13 protein-coding genes, 1 riboswitch and 1 other annotated feature are annotated in these 19894 nt (G+C 37.1%); of the genes, 2 read left to right on the top strand and 11 right to left on the bottom strand.

Features of this window, described 5'->3' with window-relative positions:
* Positions 1-26: 26 nt before the first annotated feature.
* Both tdc and tyrP read right to left on the bottom strand, forming a co-directional pair.
* Positions 27-1880, bottom strand: a complete 1854-nt coding sequence (gene tdc, locus I580_RS08975) for a tyrosine decarboxylase (RefSeq protein WP_010771644.1) — start codon at positions 1878-1880, stop codon at positions 27-29.
* A gap of 64 nt (positions 1881-1944) precedes the next feature.
* Complete coding sequence (gene tyrP, locus I580_RS08970) at positions 1945-3351, bottom strand: tyrosine-tyramine antiporter (RefSeq protein ID WP_010771643.1); 1407 nt, start codon at positions 3349-3351, stop codon at positions 1945-1947.
* Positions 3352-3735: 384 nt separating this feature from the next.
* Positions 3736-3939 (top strand) — a binding site (T-box leader).
* A gap of 52 nt (positions 3940-3991) precedes the next feature.
* On the opposite strand from tyrP, the gene tyrS reads away from it, so the two are divergent.
* Positions 3992-5260 (top strand): tyrosine--tRNA ligase, encoded by a 1269-nt coding sequence (gene tyrS, locus I580_RS08965; RefSeq protein ID WP_010771642.1) that lies wholly within the window; start codon positions 3992-3994, stop codon positions 5258-5260.
* A 632-nt stretch (positions 5261-5892) separates the two neighbouring features.
* Positions 5893-6207 carry a YerC/YecD family TrpR-related protein gene (locus I580_RS08960; protein WP_010760824.1) on the top strand — a complete coding sequence of 105 codons (315 nt, stop codon included), beginning with the start codon at positions 5893-5895 and terminating at the stop codon, positions 6205-6207.
* A 120-nt stretch (positions 6208-6327) separates the two neighbouring features.
* Here I580_RS08960 and lpdA read toward each other — a convergent pair whose 3' ends face one another.
* The 9 genes from lpdA to I580_RS08915 form a co-directional block, all read right to left on the bottom strand.
* Complete coding sequence (gene lpdA / locus I580_RS08955; RefSeq protein WP_010771641.1) at positions 6328-7734, bottom strand: dihydrolipoyl dehydrogenase; 1407 nt, start codon at positions 7732-7734, stop codon at positions 6328-6330.
* 7 nt (positions 7735-7741) lie between these two features.
* The gene (locus I580_RS08950) at positions 7742-9388 is read right to left on the bottom strand and encodes a dihydrolipoyllysine-residue acetyltransferase (protein ID WP_010771640.1); all 1647 of its coding nucleotides are present in this window, start codon (positions 9386-9388) and stop codon (positions 7742-7744) included.
* Between the two features lie 136 nt (positions 9389-9524).
* On the bottom strand, positions 9525-10502 hold the full coding sequence (locus I580_RS08945) for an alpha-ketoacid dehydrogenase subunit beta (protein WP_010760821.1): 978 nt from the start codon (positions 10500-10502) through the stop codon (positions 9525-9527).
* Between the two features lie 2 nt (positions 10503-10504).
* Positions 10505-11620, bottom strand: coding sequence for a pyruvate dehydrogenase (acetyl-transferring) E1 component subunit alpha (pdhA, locus tag I580_RS08940; RefSeq protein WP_010771639.1), 1116 nt, complete (start codon positions 11618-11620; stop codon positions 10505-10507).
* 569 nt (positions 11621-12189) lie between these two features.
* Positions 12190-14802 carry a magnesium-translocating P-type ATPase gene (gene mgtA / locus I580_RS08935; protein ID WP_010771638.1) on the bottom strand — a complete coding sequence of 871 codons (2613 nt, stop codon included), beginning with the start codon at positions 14800-14802 and terminating at the stop codon, positions 12190-12192.
* A gap of 583 nt (positions 14803-15385) precedes the next feature.
* Positions 15386-15554: riboswitch (M-box (ykoK) riboswitch) on the bottom strand.
* Positions 15555-15634: 80 nt separating this feature from the next.
* Positions 15635-16015 carry a DUF6483 family protein gene (locus I580_RS08930; protein WP_248632333.1) on the bottom strand — a complete coding sequence of 127 codons (381 nt, stop codon included), beginning with the start codon at positions 16013-16015 and terminating at the stop codon, positions 15635-15637.
* 274 nt (positions 16016-16289) lie between these two features.
* Positions 16290-17222, bottom strand: coding sequence for a thioredoxin-disulfide reductase (gene trxB, locus I580_RS08925; RefSeq protein WP_034860256.1), 933 nt, complete (start codon positions 17220-17222; stop codon positions 16290-16292).
* Between the two features lie 370 nt (positions 17223-17592).
* Positions 17593-18321 carry a trypsin-like serine peptidase gene (locus I580_RS08920; RefSeq protein ID WP_010771635.1) on the bottom strand — a complete coding sequence of 243 codons (729 nt, stop codon included), beginning with the start codon at positions 18319-18321 and terminating at the stop codon, positions 17593-17595.
* 194 nt (positions 18322-18515) lie between these two features.
* The gene (locus I580_RS08915; RefSeq protein ID WP_010771634.1) at positions 18516-19859 is read right to left on the bottom strand and encodes a carbohydrate-binding protein; all 1344 of its coding nucleotides are present in this window, start codon (positions 19857-19859) and stop codon (positions 18516-18518) included.
* Between the last annotated feature and the right edge of the window lie 35 nt (positions 19860-19894).

Here is a 19894-nt window from a genome sequence, read left to right as displayed (position 1 = left end):
ACTTCTACCTTGACCATCCTTTTCTCTTATTCAGCGTAGATTGCTTCTAATTTTTCTTGGATCGCTGATTTGATTTTTTCTGCATATTCATCAAATACTTCTTTATCATTCATATATGGTGACATACCTGCAGCACGTAAGATCGTTACTTTATCTGCACGTTCCCATTCAGTACGAGAAAATCCTAAGCTGTTCACAAATTCAAATGGGCTGTGTCCATATTCTTCGATAGCAAAATCTGTATGTGAAGTAATGAATTCATTGTTATATAATCCACCTTTTGCATAAGATGCATAGTCGTAGAAATCGTGGTTTAATTTGTTCATTTTCACAAGATCTGTATTGCCTTTTTCGTTAAATACATAGTCCACCATATTAAAATCTGGTTTTGTTAACGCATGGATTTCGATTGTTTTATCGCCAACTTTGAATTCTAATCCGTCGATAAAGTGATAGAAATGATAGGCTCCTTCAATACTTGCGCCCATCAATTTACCGTAACCTGTTACGTTAAGCGGTAATACTTTATGTGCTGTCCAAACAGCGGCAGCCGTTGCACCAGCTTTAGAGCCTTCAAGAATATACGCTCCAAGTAAAGCAGGAATGTCTGCGCCTTTTTCAAATACATACGTTGCAAAATAAGAGATCACGTCACGCATACGGATATCTTTGATGACAACCCCACCAGCTGAATAAGGGATATAGCCCATTTTATGTGGATCGATTGTTACAGATTCAGCTTGTTCGATTGCTTTGAAAGAGTCATAAACTTCTCTTGTCAACCAATCATTTTTCTCTTGGAAGATGTTATGTTTGGCATAAACTTCTTCGATTTTATCCCATTCGATAAATTGATCGTTTTCGTCTAAGAAGATTGAACGTCCATAACCACCGTATGCTGCATCAACGTGTACATAGAAGTAAATGCCTTCTTTAGCTAATTTGTCACGTAAAGCAATGATTTGATCGATACGGTCAACTTGTCCTTCTTCTGTTGAACCGACAACACCAACTACTCCAAGAGTAGGGATTCCTTGTGCTGCCAGATCACGGATTTGTACTTCTAATTTATCAATATCCATACGGTATTCGCTATTTACTTCACCAGCAATTACTTGATCTAAACCAATACCGATGATGTCAGCGGCTTTTAACCATGAATAGTGTTTTGTTTGGGGCACGATCCATTTACCTAATTTATCTAAGTTTTTACCACTGCGAGCTGAGTTAGCTTTGATATCATCAAATTTATCTTGTAATTGATCTAAAATATCCAAAACTTCAGAAGTAGGCATATTTAGTAATTCCCAATCAGATTTGCCTGCAACCATTTCTGGTGCAACGGCTTGAATAGCCCATGGCAATGATTTCATATTACGTGCATACCATAAACCTTCTAAGTTAGCGATCGAACCATCTGCTGCAATATGACCCCAGCCATTTTCATAGCCCATTAATGTAGCGAATTCAAGTCCGACTTCTTCTTCCATTTGTGACGTTGCAGGTGATGACTCATACGCCACGTTATTACCGTTCCAAAGCATTGCAGTTGTATAGGCAATAATTGATGGCATTAATGTTTCAGCGTTCATATGCCCCCAGAAACGACCTGCTGAGTGCCATGGAAGTGATTCTGTACGCAAACGAGAAGATAACACATTGAAAACACTTCTCATATTGTCTGCTGTTTCTTGGAAACTTTTAGAGCTTCTATCTTGTGGTGAAATAACTGGTAAATCTTGCGGCATGTAGTTTTGTCTCCAGCCAACATGTTCATCGATCATTTTGTTTAATAGTTCTTTGAATAAATCTACGTTTTCACCTTTGTCGCCTATAAATAATGCTTTTAAATTTGTGTCGTCAGTGTTGAAATTTTTCATGATATTTTCCTCCAATAATTTCATAATTGATCATGCTGAAACGTTTAGTTTTAATCGTTCTTTCTTATCTATCTGTTTTCTTCCATTCTGGTTTCTTTCTCTTATAAATGAACAATGCAATACCGATCATAATAACAGTTGCCGCCACTTGGAAAATAATATAGGCTATATGTCCACTTTGAGGAACAGAGGTTGGCGGAATCAAGCTGACTAGAATCGTTACAATCACACTAACGATTGCTAAAATTGAGACAAACCACATCAAACCATTGCCTTTACTTCCTAATCTAAATGGACGTTTCACAGTTGGCATACTGTAGCGTAGCTTAATCGCTGAAAGTGAAATCAGTAGATACACCACACAATAAAGAATCGTTGTTGTGATCGTAATGATCAAAAATGCTGCACTAATATCTGGCACAACAACATATAAGAATGATACAAGTGAAATAACAATCGCTTGAATCATGACAAACACAATTGGAATTCCTTTGGCATTACGTTTTTGGAAGAATGGAGGTAAGTTTCCTTCTTCTGCAACTTTGATCATTGATTTACTTGGGCCTAAAACCCAAGCACTTAATTGAACTAATACCCCAACTAGAATCATCAAGGAAATAATGTTATTGAAAATTGCTGGAATCCCAAGATCTTGTGTCATGATCACAAATGGTTGTGTGATATTGGCAAGTTCCATTTTTCCAGCCGGTACGCTATCTGCTACACTTAAACCAGCTGCTAAGTTAAACACAACTAATAGTAAAACAGAAGCAATGACAGCGATTGGATAATTACGTTTTGGATTATCAATATTGTTTGCATGAACAGATGAAATTTCTACTCCAGCAAAAATGAAGATGATCCCTGTCAAAGTTGGTAAACTACCTAAATCGCTAAAGTCAGGTAATAATTTACTTGCTTCAAAATGACCTAAGTAACTCTCTTGGTTGATACCATGTTTTGCCATGTACATCATGCCTAAAATAACAAGAGCAACAAAAGGAATATAAACACCAATCACAGCGCCCCAGTCACCAGCAATTTTTACCATATCAAATTTCAAATTAAGCAATGTAATACCCCAATAAGAAATCAAGATCATGATAAAAATAAATAAATTATTATGTCCAAGGTCTGGACGGTCGATCACGTAACCAAGTAGTACACCTACAGTCGAAGCAACCATTACCATTCCGAAAAACATTTGTACCCATAATAACCATGAAGTAACAAAACCCCATTTTTCTCCAAAAGCATTACGTACCCAAACTTGAGGGCCGCCTTCTTCTGGCCAGCCAGTTGAAAGCTCAGCTGAAATCAATGCAATTGGTAAAGCAAAGCAGCAAGCTGCGATCAACATATAGAAGATTTGTGCCCACCCTGTTGAAGCTAATGTTGGAACACTACGAACCGTTCCAAAAAAGGCCATGGTAATTCCAATTAATCCAAATAATGATAATTTCTTATTCATGTTTCTGTTTGACCTCCTGATTAAAAATTATTTTTTGTTTCCCACATGTGAAATCACTCCCAAAGTATAGGTAGCTTTTAGCCTCAAGTCAAAAAGAGTAGAATTAAAAAAGAAGCCCGTTATTTAAGATTTTTTCACTCTATACAGCGCGTCAATACTGCACTACGCTAAAGCATTTATGTGAAAAAAATCGCATAAAACAGCTTTTTGTAAAATGGTCGTTCGCAATTGTCAGAAATTCTATTTGCCTCTTCCGACTTTCGAAAAACCTAGATTAAAGTGAAAGCTGATTATATGAGAAATCCCTCATTTAAAAATAATAAAAGAAAAAAAGAAGTATTTGACAAGTCGGCTTATTTGTCGTAGAATTGCTACAAAATAACATATCAAACTTTAATAAAGCGAAGTAGCAAAAATGTCCCTATTTCAGAGAGTCAACATATAGTGAGAGTTGGCATATACATTTTTTGTGAATTACACTTTTAGTTTCCTACCGTAAGTAGGCGTCTATCTACGATACAGATTTGAGAGGTATGTGAGTTTTTCATATACAATTTGGGTGGTAACACGGCGAAGTTCGTCCCATAGGCATTGAGCCTATGGGGCGTTTTTTATTTTATTTAGGAGAGGAAGAAGAGACATGACAAACATTATTGATGAATTAGAATGGCGTGGCGCCATCAACCAACAAACAGATAGCGAAGGTTTACGTGAATACGTTGAAACCAATAGCATTTCACTATATTGCGGTGTTGACCCTACAGGAGACAGTATGCATATCGGGCATTTGATTCCCTTTATGATGCTAAAAAGATTCCAAGCATTTGGACACCATCCATTTATTTTAATTGGTGGTGCAACAGGAACAATTGGTGATCCAAGTGGACGTACAACAGAACGTCAATTACAAACAATGGAGACAGTTCAACACAACGTTGATTCTTTAACAAGACAAATGGAAAAATTGTTTGCTGTAGATACAGATAACACTTTAACGCTTGTAAACAACTACGATTGGACACACAACCTGACTCTTTTAGATTTCTTAAGAGATTACGGTAAATTCTTCAATATCAACACAATGCTTGCTAAAGATATCGTAGCAAGCCGTTTAGAAACAGGGATTTCATTTACAGAGTTTACGTACCAAATTTTACAGTCAATGGACTTTTTACACTTATTCCAACACAACAACGTTCGCATGCAAATCGGCGGTGCTGATCAATGGGGCAATATCACAGCAGGTCTTGACTTGATCCGTAAAAAAGAAGGTGCTGATGCAAAAGCCTTTGGTTTAACGATTCCATTGATGCTAAAAGCTGATGGAACAAAATTTGGGAAAACAGCTGGTGGTGCTGTTTGGCTTGATCCAGAAAAAACAACGCCTTACGAGTTCTACCAATTCTGGGTAAACCAAGACGACCGTGATGTAATCAAATACTTGAAATTCTTTACCTTCTTAACAAAAGATGAAATCGATGCGCTAGAAGTCAAAGTCCAAACAGAACCACATTTACGCGAAGCACAACGTGTACTAGCTGCAGAAATGACAAAATTTGTTCATAGTGAAGAAGATTTAAACGATGCTTTAGCAATTTCTGAAGCCCTATTCTCAGGTAATGTAAAAAATCTAACTTCAAAACAAATTGAAGAAGGCTTTAAAAACATGCCTACTATTGAAACTGAAACACTTGACGAAAACCTGGTGGATTGGTTGATCGAACTTGGCATTGAACCTTCTAAACGCCAAGCGAGAGAAGACATCACAAACGGTGCGATTTCGATCAATGGTGATCGGATTAAAGAGTTGGACTTTGTTGTTACAGCAGAACACAGTTTTGACGGAAAATTCATTATTGTTCGCAAAGGGAAAAAACAATACACTTTAGTAAAATTACTTTCTAAGTAAAAAATAGTTAACCGATTTTTAAAGGGTGAAGTAAAGCTGATTGTCAGTTTTACTTCACCCTTTTGCATTTATTTATTCAATTTACTGGACAAAATACAAAAAAGTTTTATAATAAAAAATGCTTGTTAGAAAGTATACGACGTAGTAATGTGAAACGTTGTTGCTATACAGTCTCTAAGAAAAAAATAAAATATGATTGTGGCTAAAAGTGCCACCTTCATATTTTCCTATTTTGCTGAGAATTACAGCGAAAGAAATTGGGTTGATGATGAACAGTACAAGTCTTTCGGAGAAAGTGTTGATCATTTGTATTATCTAGCTGCATGAGCCAGTCCCTCGAGAAAAAAATAAAACCTGAATGAGGCAAAAAGCGCCTCAATCATGTTTTCCTATTTTCTAGTCGAGACTAAATGGGCTCATTCCACTTTTGCTGAGAATCACAACGAAAGAATTTAAGTTGATGATGAACAGTACAAGACTTTCATAAGAAAGTGTTGATCATTTGTATTATCTAGCTGCACAAATCAATCCTTAGGAAAATAGATAAATTGTCAGTGAGATAAATTGCATCTCAATGCTAATTTTCTACAGGGTTAAACGATTTGTTCCGCTTTTAAATTTAGGAGGAACTTATGAAAATCGACAAGATACAAGACGGCCACGGCGATGAGTTTTTCCGTTCTCTATTAGCTTTAGAAACATTGGAAGATTGTTACAATTATTTTGATGACTTGATGACATTAAAAGAGTTGGATTCTATGATACAGCGGTTTGAAGTCGCAAAATTACTATTATTAAATAAAACATACAGTGATATCGCTGAAGCGACTGGAAGCAGTACTACAACGATTTCTAGAGTGAAACGAATTATAGATGAAGGAAATGGCGGACTGCTTGAAATGGTCCATAGAATAGATGAACAAGATGATAAAGAGCTTCATCGTTAAATGTGAAAAAGGCGCTTAAAAGTTTGTGTGTTTTCACAACTTTTAAACGTTTTTGCATTATATCCAAACAAAAGACCGAGCCTGGCCAGCTCGGTCTTTCTTTGTGTGACAAATATGCTATTAAATATGAATTGGCAAACCTAAAGCCAACTCAGAAGCATCCATAGTAATTTCCCCTAAAGATGGGTGTGGATGGATCGTTAATGCAATATCTTCAGCATTCATGCCAGATTCAACTGCTAATGATAATTCAGAAATCATATCACTTGCGCCAACTCCGCCGATTTGTGCTCCGATAATCACATTGTCTTCGTTAGTAGTTACTAAACGTACGAAACCTTCAGTTTTACCTAAAGAAATAGCACGGCCGTTACCAGCGAATGGGAATTTGTAGGCAGTTGCTTCTAATCCCGCTTCTTTAGCCTCAGCAATTGTCATACCAACGCTTGCTAATTCTGGATCAGTGAAGGCTACAGCAGGCATTGCTTTGTAGTCTACTTCTACTTTTTTACCAGAAATTGCTTCTGCCGCAATTTTAGCTTCGTAGCTTGCTTTATGAGCAAGCGCTGCGCCTGGTACGATATCACCAATAGCAAAGATGTTAGATACGTTTGTTCTACCTTGTTTGTCAACTTTAACTAAACCACGTTCGCCAACTTCAACACCTGCTTGCTCTAAACCAAGATCATCCGTGTTTGGACGACGTCCAACTGTTACCATTACGTAGTCAGCAGTTACTGATTCTTCTTTGCCGTCTACTTCATATTTTACAGTTACGCTGTCGCCGTTGTCGATTGCTTCTTTAGCCATTGCTTTCGTTACAACTGTTACATTTTTCTTCTTGAAGTCATCTGTAACTAGTTTAACCATGTCTTTTTCATATGTTGGTAAGATTGAAGGACTACCTTCTAAAATCGTTACTTCAGAACCAAGGTTCGCATAAGCGCCACCTAATTCTGCACCGATAACGCCGCCACCGATGATAACAAATTTCTTAGGTACTTCTTTCAAGTTCAAACCACCAGTAGAATCTAAGACACGTCCGCCAAATTTAAATCCTGGGATTTCGATTGGGCGAGAACCTGTTGCTACGATTGCATTATTGAATGAGTAAGTTTGAGCTGAATCTGGGTGGATCACACGTAATGTGTTTTCATCAACGAAGAACGCTTCTCCTTCAATAACTTCTATTTTATGTTTTTTCATAAGGAAGCTAACGCCAGTTGTTAATGAATTAACAACTTGGTTATCTTTCCATTCTTGTGTTTTTGTAAAATCTAGCTCTACACCTTTAGTTGTTACACCAAACATTGTTGAGTCTAGTGATTCTTGATAGTGATGTCCTGCTGCGATCAATGCTTTAGAAGGAATACATCCAACGTTCAAACATACACCGCCGATAAACTCACGTTCAATGATCGCAACTTTTTGACCCATTTCAGCAGCACGAATCGCTGCAACGTATCCTCCAGGGCCTGAACCAATTACGACTGTATCTAATTCAATGGCGAAATCTCCTACTACCATGTGATAATCATCCTTCCATTAATAATAATTCTGGATCAGCTAATAAACGCTTGATGTTGTTCATTGCTTTTTGAGCAGTTGCGCCATCAACGATACGGTGGTCAAAGCTCATTGAAAGTTTCATTACACGTCCAACAACGATTTCACCATCTGCATTTACAACTGGTTGTGTAGCGATCGTACCAACACCTAAAATCGCAACTTCAGGGTAGTTGATAACTGGTGTGAACCAGCCGCCGCCAACTGAACCAATATTACTGATTGTGATAGAACCATCACGCATATCCGCAGCAGTTAGTTTACCATCGATTGCAAGAGCTGCTTTTTCGTTGATTTCATCAGCGATTGCAAACATGCTCTTAGTGTTCGCATTTTTAACGTTTGGTACATATAAACCATGATCAGTATCTGTTGCGATACCAATGTTATAGTAGTTTTTATAAACGATTTCTTGTGCTGCATCATCAATTGATGCATTCAAGATTGGGAATTTTTGAACAGTTGCTGTCAATGCTTTAACAACATATGGTAAGAATGTTAATTTCGTACCGTTAGCTGCCGCAACATCTTTAAATTTCTTACGGTGATCCCATAATTTAGATACTTCAACTTCGTCATGCAATGTAACGTGAGGTGCAGTGTGTTTACTGTTAACCATCGCTTTAGCAATTGCTTTACGAGTTGGTGTCATTTTCTCACGAGTTTCAGCTTCGCCTAAATCAGAAACAAATGGTTTAGCTGGCGCTTTTGGTGCTGCTGATTCAGTTGTAGCTGTTGCTTGTGGTGTTGCTGCAGTTTGTTCAGCTTGTGCTGGCGCTGCTGCTTGTCCGCCACCTGAAATAAATGCTTCGATGTCTGCTTTTGTGACACGTCCGCCTTTTCCAGTTGGTGCAACTTGTGTGATATCAACATCTTTTTCACGAGCAAATTGACGTACAGATGGCATAGCCAATACACGTTTATTTGGATCAGCCGCTGCTACTACGCCTGTTGACGCTGCAGGTGCTGGTGCTGCTTGTTCTGTTTGAGCAGGCGCACTTGCTGCTGGAGCTGAACTTGGTGCAGAATTATGTCCTGGTGCATCGATTTCGATCAATACATCCCCAACATTTGCTACTGTACCTTCTGGAACAACGATGTTTTTAACTGTTCCTGTCACTGGTGAAGGGATTTCTTCAACAGATTTGTCGTTTTGAACTTCCAATAAAGTATCATCTTCATTGATGGTATCTCCTGCTTTAACGAACCATTTTACGATTTCGCCTTCTGCAATACCTTCACCGATATCTGGTAATTTAAATTGGAACACGCCGCCGCCATTGTCAGCCGCTGGTGCTTCTGGAACTGCTGCTGGTTGTGCAGGTGTTTGTTCTTGAGCTGGAGCAGCTGCTGGTGCGGCATCATTTTCAGGATGTCCTGGTGCATCGATTTCGATCAATACATCTCCAACATTTGCTACTGTGCCTTCTGGTACTACGATTGATTTAACTGTTCCTGTCACTGGAGATGGAATCTCTTCTACAGATTTATCGTTTTGAACTTCTAATAGTGTATCATCTTCATTGATGGTATCTCCTGCTTTAACGAACCATTTTACGATTTCGCCTTCTGCAATACCTTCACCAATATCTGGTAATTTAAATTGATAAGCCATTTTTTAAGCCTTCCCTTCCTTTATCGTATCTGTCTAACTCGCAAATTGCGGAAAACAACAGCCCTAAATTTTCACATGAAAAATATCATGTGAAAATTCAGGCATGCCGCTTAAAGCAAATTTATTCAGTTTTTAATTAAAATTCTGCGATTTCTCTAGCTTTCGCTTCGATATCTTTAGCATTTGGCAACCAAATGTTTTCTGCTTGTCCAAATGGGAAGATTGTATCTGGAGCAGATACACGGCCAATTGGCGCTTCTAATGATAATACTGCACGTTCAGAAATTTCAGAAACAACCATAGCACCAACGCCAGCTTGTTTTTGTGCTTCTTGAACAACGACCACACGACCAGTTTTTTCAACTGATTTAATGATTGTTTCAACATCTAAAGGAGCGACAGTACGTAAGTCAATGATTTCAACAGAAATATTGTCTTTCGCTAAGTTGTCAGCGGCTTTGATTGCTTCACGAACCATTGCGCCGTAAGTAATGATAGAAATATCAGTACCTTCACGTGTTACAGCGGCTTTATCTAATGGTACTTCATATGCTTCATCCGGCACTTCCTCACGGAAAGAACGGTAAAGTTTCATGTGCTCTAGGTAAACAACAGGGTCATTGCTTCTGATTGCAGAAATCAATAGTCCTTTTGCATCATATGGATTTGATGGAATAACCACACGGATACCAGGAGATTGAGCAATTAGCCCTTCCAAGTTATCTGAGTGAAGTTCCGGTGTATGCACACCACCACCAAATGGCGCGCGAACAGTAATAGGCATGTTACGAGTTCCGCCCATACGGTAACGAGTACGAGCCATTTGACCAACGATTTCGTCAAAGACTTCAAATACAAATCCAAAGAATTGGATTTCAGGAACTGGACGGTAACCTTCTAGTGCTAAACCAAAAGCCAAACCACCGATTCCAGATTCTGCTAAAGGAGTATCGAAAACGCGATCTTCGCCAAATTTTTCTTGTAATCCTTCAGTTGCACGGAAAACTCCACCGTTTTTACCAACGTCTTCACCGAAGACCAGTACATTTTCGTCTTTCTCTATTTCAAGAGCTAAGGCATCTGTAATTGCTTGGATCATTGTTTTTTGTGCCATGATTATTTCGACTCCTTCGCTTCGTAGAATGCAATTTGTTCTTTAATGTTTTGAGGTTGAACTTCAAACATGTTTTTCAAGAAATCAGATACTTTTTGTTTTGGAACTTTATCTGCTTCTGCAATTGCTACTTTGATTTCTTCTTTTGTTTTTTCGATTACTTCGTTTTCTTTTTCTTCAGACCATAAGCCTTTGTCTTCTAGATATTTACGGAAACGAACTAATGGATCTTTTTGTGTCCACTCGTCATCCATGTCTTTTGAACGGTAACGAGTTGGATCATCACCTGATAATGTATGTGGACCATAACGATAAGTTAATGTTTCGATCAATACAGGACCATTTCCAGCTGCAGACCATTCACGTGCTTCTTTAGCAATTGCATATACTGCTAATGGATCCATTCCGTCAACGACGATTCCTGGAATTCCTGCTGCTACTGCTTTTTGTGCTAATGTTTTAGCCGCTGTTTGTTTTTCACGAGGTGTTGAAATCGCAAAACCGTTGTTTTGGATAATGAACACGCCGTTTGCATGATAAGCCCCTGCAAAGTTGATTGCTTCATAGAAATCACCTTGTGAAGAACCACCATCACCTGTGTAAGTGAAGACAACGTTTTTCTTGCCGCGTTTTTTCATTCCTAAAGCAACCCCTGCTGCTTGAATGTATTGCGCACCAATGATGATTTGTGGTGGTAGAGCATTTAATTCTGGTGCATAGTGGTTACCTGCTACATGTCCACGAGACCATAAAAATGCTTCTGTTAATGGTAAGCCGTGTTGAACTAATTGAGGTACATCACGGTAACCTGGTAATAGGTAATCTTCTTTTTCCATCGCAAATTGACTTGCTAATTGGCTTGCTTCTTGTCCAGCAGTTGGTGCGAAGAAGCCTAGACGACCTTGACGGTTCAAAGCAGTTGAACGTTGGTCTAATACACGTGACCAAACCATACGAGTCATTAATTCTACTAATTCGTCATCTGATAAATCCGGTACAGCGTCTTTGTTTACGATTTTCCCATCTTTATCTAAAATTTGAAATGTTGGGAAATCAGCATCGACTTTTTCCATAAGTGCTTTAAAGTCAATAGGTTTTTGTTTCTTTGCCTTTGCCATTTTGTCACACAATCCTCTCTGTTACGTTTCTTTTTTTCGAAAAAAGTAAAACAGGATTAAAAACTGTATTACTTTTTATCGACTACACTTACAAATTATCACTAAACAGATAAAAGAGCAAGTAAAAAGTGAGCATTTCTTTAAATTTGATTAAAATACCCGAAACCTTTCGTACCAAAGGTTAGTGATTAAAATCACAAACAAGAAACCGTTTTACAAAACCCCTTCCTAATCATATCTTTTGACAACAGTCTGTTATAGTCATCATTATCATTGTTATGCTACAGTAAAATTAGAAGTTAGAAATTATTTGCAAAAAATGGAACAGACTTTTTCCAGATACAACAAAAAGAACAAAGACAACTATTTAACCACTTTGTCTTTGTTCTACAAAAAACGAATATTAAAGGTTGAAAAAATTTTTTTATATACTGATTACGAATAACAAAATATATCCCTGAAAAAATTTTCGTTATTTACGCCTAAAAAATAATTTTAAAAAAACGAATCAAAACAGTTTTTTTGTGAAATCTTCTTTTCTATAAAACGGAAAATAATTTAATTCTAAATTAAATCCACTCTTTGGTGATATGGATATACAATCGTTTCGCAACTTCTACTGTAATCAAATATAGTACAATGATCAAAATAAACCAACCCCAATAATTAGCAGGAAGTTTCACAAAGTCGAAAACCTCCCGAATTGGTGTTAAGACAATCAATAATCCTAAACCAACTGCTCCTAGACTTGAAAGGATTACAGCAGGTGATGCGATACTTTGAATAAATGGTAATTTTCGAGTCCGCACCATTTGAACAACCAACGTTTGACTCACTAAACCAACGACAAACCAACCTGTTTGGAATAAATGTTGGCTACCAATTGTATTTGCACTAAAGACAAACCACATCACAAGATAGGTCATAATATCAAAGATACTACTTACAGGACCAATGCACAAAGTAAATTTCATCAAGCCATTCGTTTCCCAACGGACAGGTTTTAATAAATCTTCTTCATCCACATTATCCCAAGGAATAGCCAATTGTGCGATATCATAAATCAAGTTTTGAATCAATAATTGAATGGATAACATTGGTAAAAATGGTAAAAAGGCACTTGCGATCAATATTGAGAATACATTCCCAAAGTTAGAACTGATCGTGATTTTAATATATTTCATCATATTACTAAAAACTTTTCGACCTTCGATCACACCATCTTCCAAAACGTTCAGACTTTTCTCTAATAAAATGATTGAGCTGGCATCTTTGGTAATATCAGCGGCGGTATCAACTGAAATACCAACATCTGCTTTGCGAAGAGCCGGTGCATCATTGATGCCATCACCCATAAAACCTACAGTATGTCCATTCCCTTGAAGCGTTTCGATGATTCGTGATTTTTGCATAGGATTCAATTTTGCAAATAAGTTCGTTTTTTCTACTTCTTCTTTCATTTGCTCATCAGACATATTATCAATATCCGATCCAAGTACGACATGGGACACTTCGATTCCTACATCACTACAAACTTTTTTCGCAACAATATCATTATCACCTGTTAAAACTTTTACATTGACGCCATGCTCGTGTAAGGACTTGATTGCAGTGATCGCTGATTTTTTCGCAGGATCTAAAAAGCCCATAAAACCGATCAATGTCATTCCTTGTTCATCTTCTACGCTATAAACAGCTTCACTATGAACATCTTTTTTGACAGCTACGGCCAACGCCCGCATACCTTGTTCATTCATTCGAATATTGACTTCACGCATTCTTTTTTGTAATTCTGGTGTTAGCGGTACAATTTCACCATTGATTTCAGCATGTGTACAAACGGCTTCCATTTCTTCAACGGCACCTTTTGTGATCATAAATTGATGACCATCCGCATTAACAACCACAGTTAAACGACGACGAGAAAAGTCGAAGGGAATTTCATCCAGTTTTGTCACTGAGTGATACGGACTTTGACTGTTGTTTTCTTCGTAAAAATTGATTACCGCAATATCCATCAAGTTTTTCCAACCTGTTTGGTAATGAGAATTCAAAAAAGCCATATCTAATACTTGGTCATTGACTTCACCTAATGGATCTAGATGCTGTACTAAAACAACTCTGTCTTCAGTAATTGTTCCAGTTTTATCCGTGCAAAGAATATCCATACTACCTAAATTTTGAATAGAAGGTAACTCTTTCACGATTACTTTATGTTTAGATAAACTTAACGCACCTTTTGCTAAGTTACTGGTTACGATCATTGGCAACATTTCTGGTGTCAAACCAACTGCTACAGCAATCGCAAAGAAAAACGCTTCTCCCCATTCACCTTTTGTCAGTCCATTGATTAAAAAAACAATTGGAAACAAAATCATAACCATTCTTAACAAGAACTTGCTAACTTTTGTCAAACCGATATCAAAAGAAGTCTTTCCTCGTTGTGTTGTCGCATTTTTAGCAATATCTCCAAAGAAAGTATTTTGTCCAGTCTTTAAAATAATCGCTTTTCCTTGCCCACTTAATACATCTGTACCCATAAAAATCAAATCCTGCATATCTAACGCTGAAACTGATTCTGAATTTTTATCGATTCCTGCATCAACAAACTTTTCTACTGGCATTGATTCACCTGTCAAAGAAGATTGATTGATAAACAAATCCTTTGTCCAAATCAACACAGCATCGGCGGGAATCATATCCCCTGTTGCCAGCGTTACAATATCTCCTGGCACAACTTCGTCCATTGGAATTTCTTTGGTTTGACCAGCACGTGTCACAGCTGTTGTATTTTCGATGAGTTCTTTTAGATTCAAACTCGCTTTTTGGGAACGATACTCTTGAATAAATGCAATAATCACACTAGCTAAAATCATGATTCCCATAACAAGCGCTGCTTCAAAATCTTTAGTTGCAGCTGATACCACCATCAATAAAGCTAGTACATAAACAAATGGATCTTTAAATGCTTCTAAAAACATAATAATTCCGGGCGTTGGCTTTTGAGCTGATACTTCATTTGGTCCATATTCTTCTAAACGATGTTTAGCATCTTCTTCAGATAAGCCCTTTTCTGATGTACGTAATTCCATCATCAATTCACGTTCAGAAAGCATTGCTAATTTTCTTAATTCTTGATCTTTTGTTGTTTTCTTCATATCTGCTATTTTTTTGTTCATCATTTTCTTTTCCTCCTAGTTCTAGCTCACTTCATCTTATCTAGAATAGGAAAAGAAACATTCTCTCAATTCCATCGTTTCTAAGATGAAGGCTACATTTAATTTTCTCGAATGACTGGGGTCTTCCATGTAAATCTTCCTCTCTTTATTTTATTTTAAAACGATGGATTTTTTAGTAATCGTTAGGGGGCAACTTCAAAAAAAATATGGCTCTCTTTGAACTTCTGATACGATTCAGCTTCAGCACTAGAAAAGCCAGGCTCATTACTCCTAATATCAGAGCTTTGTTTTTTTGGCTTTGGTTTTCTTCCTAGCTGTTTGTTCTTTTTTGCGGAACTTCGCTCCCTATGGTCGCCAAGTACTGTTCATCATCAGCTCTGGCGAAGACAGGCTCATTACTCCTAATATCAGAGCTTTGATTTGCTGGCTTAGGTTTTCTTCCTAGCTGTTTGTTTTTTTTGCGGAACTTCGCTCCCTATGGTCGCCAAGTACTGTTCATCATCAGCTCTGGCGAAGACAGTCGCTGTGATTCACAGCAAAAACGCACACTCAACAATAGAGTGTGCGTAAAATAGCAACTTAAATAAAAGTTTCTCTATCGTTGAGCTTTAGCACTATAGGGCGTAGATAATTTCTTATCAGCTACGTTATGAATGACCTTCACGATCATTCCTGTTCAACCAACTAAGAGTCTCTCGATTCTTTCGCGGCAGCAGCATGTGTCCAAATAGGAGCCTCACCTAACAATTATTCAGTTCTTAATCCTTACCTATCATAGTTCATATTTTTACAATTGTCAAAAGAAAATAAATTAAATACAACAAATCACTTTTCTTTACTCTCCAAGATCAGCTCTTCCTTGAGCGATTTCTGTTCTTGAGAAATTTGCTGATTCTAATTCTTCATCAGATAAATTCTCCACAAGGTCATAAAACCAGTTACCTAAATCCATCAATTGAGCATCTGTCATTTGGTTAGTCTCTGAAAATAAGATATTTTCAGCTTGGTTTACTTGTAATGCCAAAATTAGCTCTGAAAGGTAACTTTGAATCGGTACCGAGTATTTTTCTCCAGTTCCTTCATCTGTCACTAGAATCATTGGCATAACTTGAACTTCTGACACTTTTTTAAAAGGGTTAAATACTGCAGCTTTGACTTGCCTCATAAACCAATCTTTTTCGTATTCCATCATTGCGATCCACTCCTTTTCAATCATTGTTCAACTATTCCCTACTCTTACTCATTATATTTTAATTTTTCTTTTATTTTATCATTAAATGCCCCGATTGTCAGAAAAAATTCAATAAAGAAAAAGAGATTGTAGTGACATAAAAAATCCAAGAAAATGTACCTAAAAAACATAACCAAGAGGTTCCTTCAGTAGCAAACACTATAAAAATAGACCTAGGTCAAAACTTATCAAGCTTTAACCTAGATCATGGTTGGTAAAAATTATTATGTGCCTTTAAATAAATAAGATAGTTTTAACTCTATTTGACCTCTTCGACTTCTGCCATATCTTCAATATATTTATAGACTTGTTGTCCAGCAATTCCGCCTTCACCAACAGCTGTTGTGATTTGTCGCAACGTTTTCTCCCGAACATCACCAATCGCAAAAACACCTGGTATGCTTGTTCTCATATCTTGATCAGTTTCGATCCAACCTTCAGCATTCGTCAACCCTGCTTTTTTAAATGGTTCTGTTAATGGATCAAGTCCAACATAAATAAAGATACCATCCGCTGGAATTTCTCTCACTTCGTCTGTTAAAACATTTCTTAGTTGTCCACCCGTCACAACCATATCATTTCCAATAATTTCTTCTAGAACAGTGTTCCATTCAAATGAAATTTTTTCATTGGCAAACGCACGATCTTGGATAATTTTTTGTGCACGTAATTCGTCACGACGATGTACGATTACAACTTCTGAAGCAAATTGTGTTAGGTAAATGGCTTCTTCAACAGCTGAATCGCCACCACCAATCACCAAAAGTTTTTTGTTACGGAAAAATGCACCATCACAAACCGCACAGTAAGAAACACCACGGCCGGCAAATTCTTCTTCGCCTTTAACACCTAATTTACGATGTTCACAACCTGTAGCGATGATCACTGTTTTAGCTTGATACGTTTTATCGTCACAAATCACTTCTTTATAAGAACCTTGATCTTTGATATCCATCACAATGCCATATGCATTTTCAGTACCAAATTTTTCAACATTTTCGTACATTTTATAAGCCAACTCAGGTCCCATGATCGAGTCAAAACCTGGATAATTTTCTACTTCAGCAGTGTTATTCATTTGCCCACCTGGAGCTCCGCGTTCAATCATCAACACTGACAGATTAGAACGTGACGCATATAGTGCAGCAGTCATTCCCGCAGGTCCTGCTCCTATTATAATTACATCATATATCATTTTTTCACCCTCCGAATTTTTCAAGTACATTTACTTTACAACTTAAAAGAGTGATTGTCTATATTTCTGCCCAAATTTAAGCTGTAACTATCTATTTTTTTCATCATTCTAAACAAGAAAAAAAGGAAAAGAAAAAAGCTTGTCGCCAGTTTTTTTTGGCGTACTCTCTTTCTTCTTTTCCTTAAACAACCTCAACGAGACAGATTGATTTCAAGTCAATGTTAAATACCATGCAAAGCGGTAGACCCAAACTTTTTCCTAATAAAGATGCACTGATATTGACATGTTCTACTTCCCCGATTTCTTTAAAAACATCTCAATCAAAAACAAATTTGTTACGTGATTATCTCATTACTTTTCTAAAATACTAGTTTAGATGTTTAACAATAAACTCATAGTTATTTTCTGATAATTTAGCAGCACTTGTTTGAACACCTTTTGAATATTTCTCAAAGGTACGAATTCCAATTAATTTACCCTGTTGATTGAAAATTGGTCCACCATAGTTTCCAGATTGGCTTGCTTGATTAAACCAAAAATGAGAAGCGACATTGTAGCTGATTGTTGCTTGACTTTCCCACATTTCACCATTTTTGTTACCGTCGTAACCAGGCATCATTATTGTATCACAAACTAAAACAGATGGATTTTTAGTAACTGGAACAACTGAAACTACATCGCCAATATTTTGACCATTTTCATTTGATTTCAATGTTAAAATAGCTAAATTTCCCCAAGATTCTTCAAAATCCACGGATTCAACTTGAAACGAACCAAAAGGAGCTATGTCACCATTTTTTGCTGGTGTAACAAAGGTCTTTTCAATGTTTCCACTGTTTTTTAAACCTTCAACGACATTGTATGATGTTACTACTTTATTTTTAGCAATAACTGTTCCTGTACCAGTCACTCCATTTGCGTCGATATAAGTAACACTTTGGAAATATCCTTTGGTTGTATCATTAACTTTCATTTTATTGTTAGTTAATGTCTCTTTTACTGGATGCGCTGCTTCTACTTGAGGTGCTGCTGCTATTGCTGCAGTCGATAAAACTGCACTACAAAGTAGCACTGTAACGAAGTTTTGAATTTTCATTGATTTACCATCCTTCATTTTTTATTCTTTATATCAACTAAACATTCATTCAGTTGATTAGTTTGTTTGGGTCCACCGCGTTACATGGTATTCAACAAGTTCATTACAACTAATATCTAGCTTTCCATTCATCTTCCGCTTAAAATCATTTTATTTTCATTGCATTACAACTGATTATGTTCTTTTGGATTCATTTATATTTTTTCCCAAACGGATGATTTCCCTGGCTCTTCACCACGGTTCCACCATTTGGCTTTAAACGTTGTTCCGTTATGAGTAACAATGTCACCACCAGAATAAGCTAATTGTGATTCCCATACTCCAGCAACTCCTGCGCTTACTTTTTCCCATACATCTGATATTCCTGGTTTATCTCCTCGAGTCCACCATCTTGCTTCATATTCAATTCCATTGTAGAAAACTTTATTTCCAGCTACATATGTTTTTGATTGTAACCAAGTTGTATGATTTTCAGAAGGTGTTTCTGCTTCTTTTTCTGTATATAAATTTAGATTTTCTGATAAAATCGAACGATTGCCTGCTTTATCTATCGCAGCAACAGCAAATTTATATAGTGTATTCGTTTCTAATCCACTTAACTCAACAGTTGTTGCCCGACTTTCAGCAATTTTTGAGCCGTTACAATAGATTTCATACCTATCTACACCAACATTAGCAATTGCTGGATTCCATACTAGTTGTACCGAATTCGTCGTAATAGTGATTGCTTTCAACCCAGTCACTTGACTTGGTATATGTGTGTCACTTTCGTTGTGATCTAGATGTTTAGCAATAAACGCATAATTAGAACCAGTAATTTTTGAGCCGCCGTTTTTATAGGCAACACTTCCCATATGATATTCAGATGTATGAACAGCAATCAATTGATTATTTTCATTATAAACAGGCGCACCAGAAGTTCCTCCAACAGAATCCATATCATAGTATACCCGGGAAGCTGTCTGTGAAAGGACAGATCCTTTAGACTCCCACAATTCTCCATGCTTATCTTGACTATATCCTGGTAATTTCCCTTTAGTGCCAACTGGTAGACTGGATACATTATTTACTGGAATTATAGGCACGACATCCCCAATATTTTTTCCGTCAGCATTTGGTTTCAATGTCACGACTGCAATATCATGGTCTCGATTATTTTGAACAGTCCAGCCAGTATGCATATCAACGGATTCAATTTTAAATGAGCCAAACGGATAGTAATAACCATTTCGAGCAGCGCTTACAGTTGCTTGGCGAATATCTGTACTTGTTTTTAAACTAGTCACTACATGTGCAGCCGTCAACACTTTATTTTTTCCGATAACAGTCCCCGAACCAAAGCCTCCGTCTCCTTTTGATAGATAAACAATACTCAAGTATGGCGCCTGTGTTGTATCCGTCACTTTTACACGAGAATCTTTCCCAAGGATTGCTCTTTTTTCAGGCACCTTTACTTCTGCATAGCCATACTCATTCAATGAAATCATTGATAAAGTAACACCGCATAATAAAAACGCCATTATTTTCTGAATTTTCACACTTTATTCCTCCCAAAATCATTTTTGTATCTACC

Source organism: Enterococcus caccae ATCC BAA-1240, from assembly GCF_000407145.1.
GTDB lineage: Bacteria > Bacillota > Bacilli > Lactobacillales > Enterococcaceae > Enterococcus_L > Enterococcus_L caccae.
Note: the sequence above shows the minus strand (reverse complement) of the source record. Positions and strands in the feature narration are given on the sequence as shown.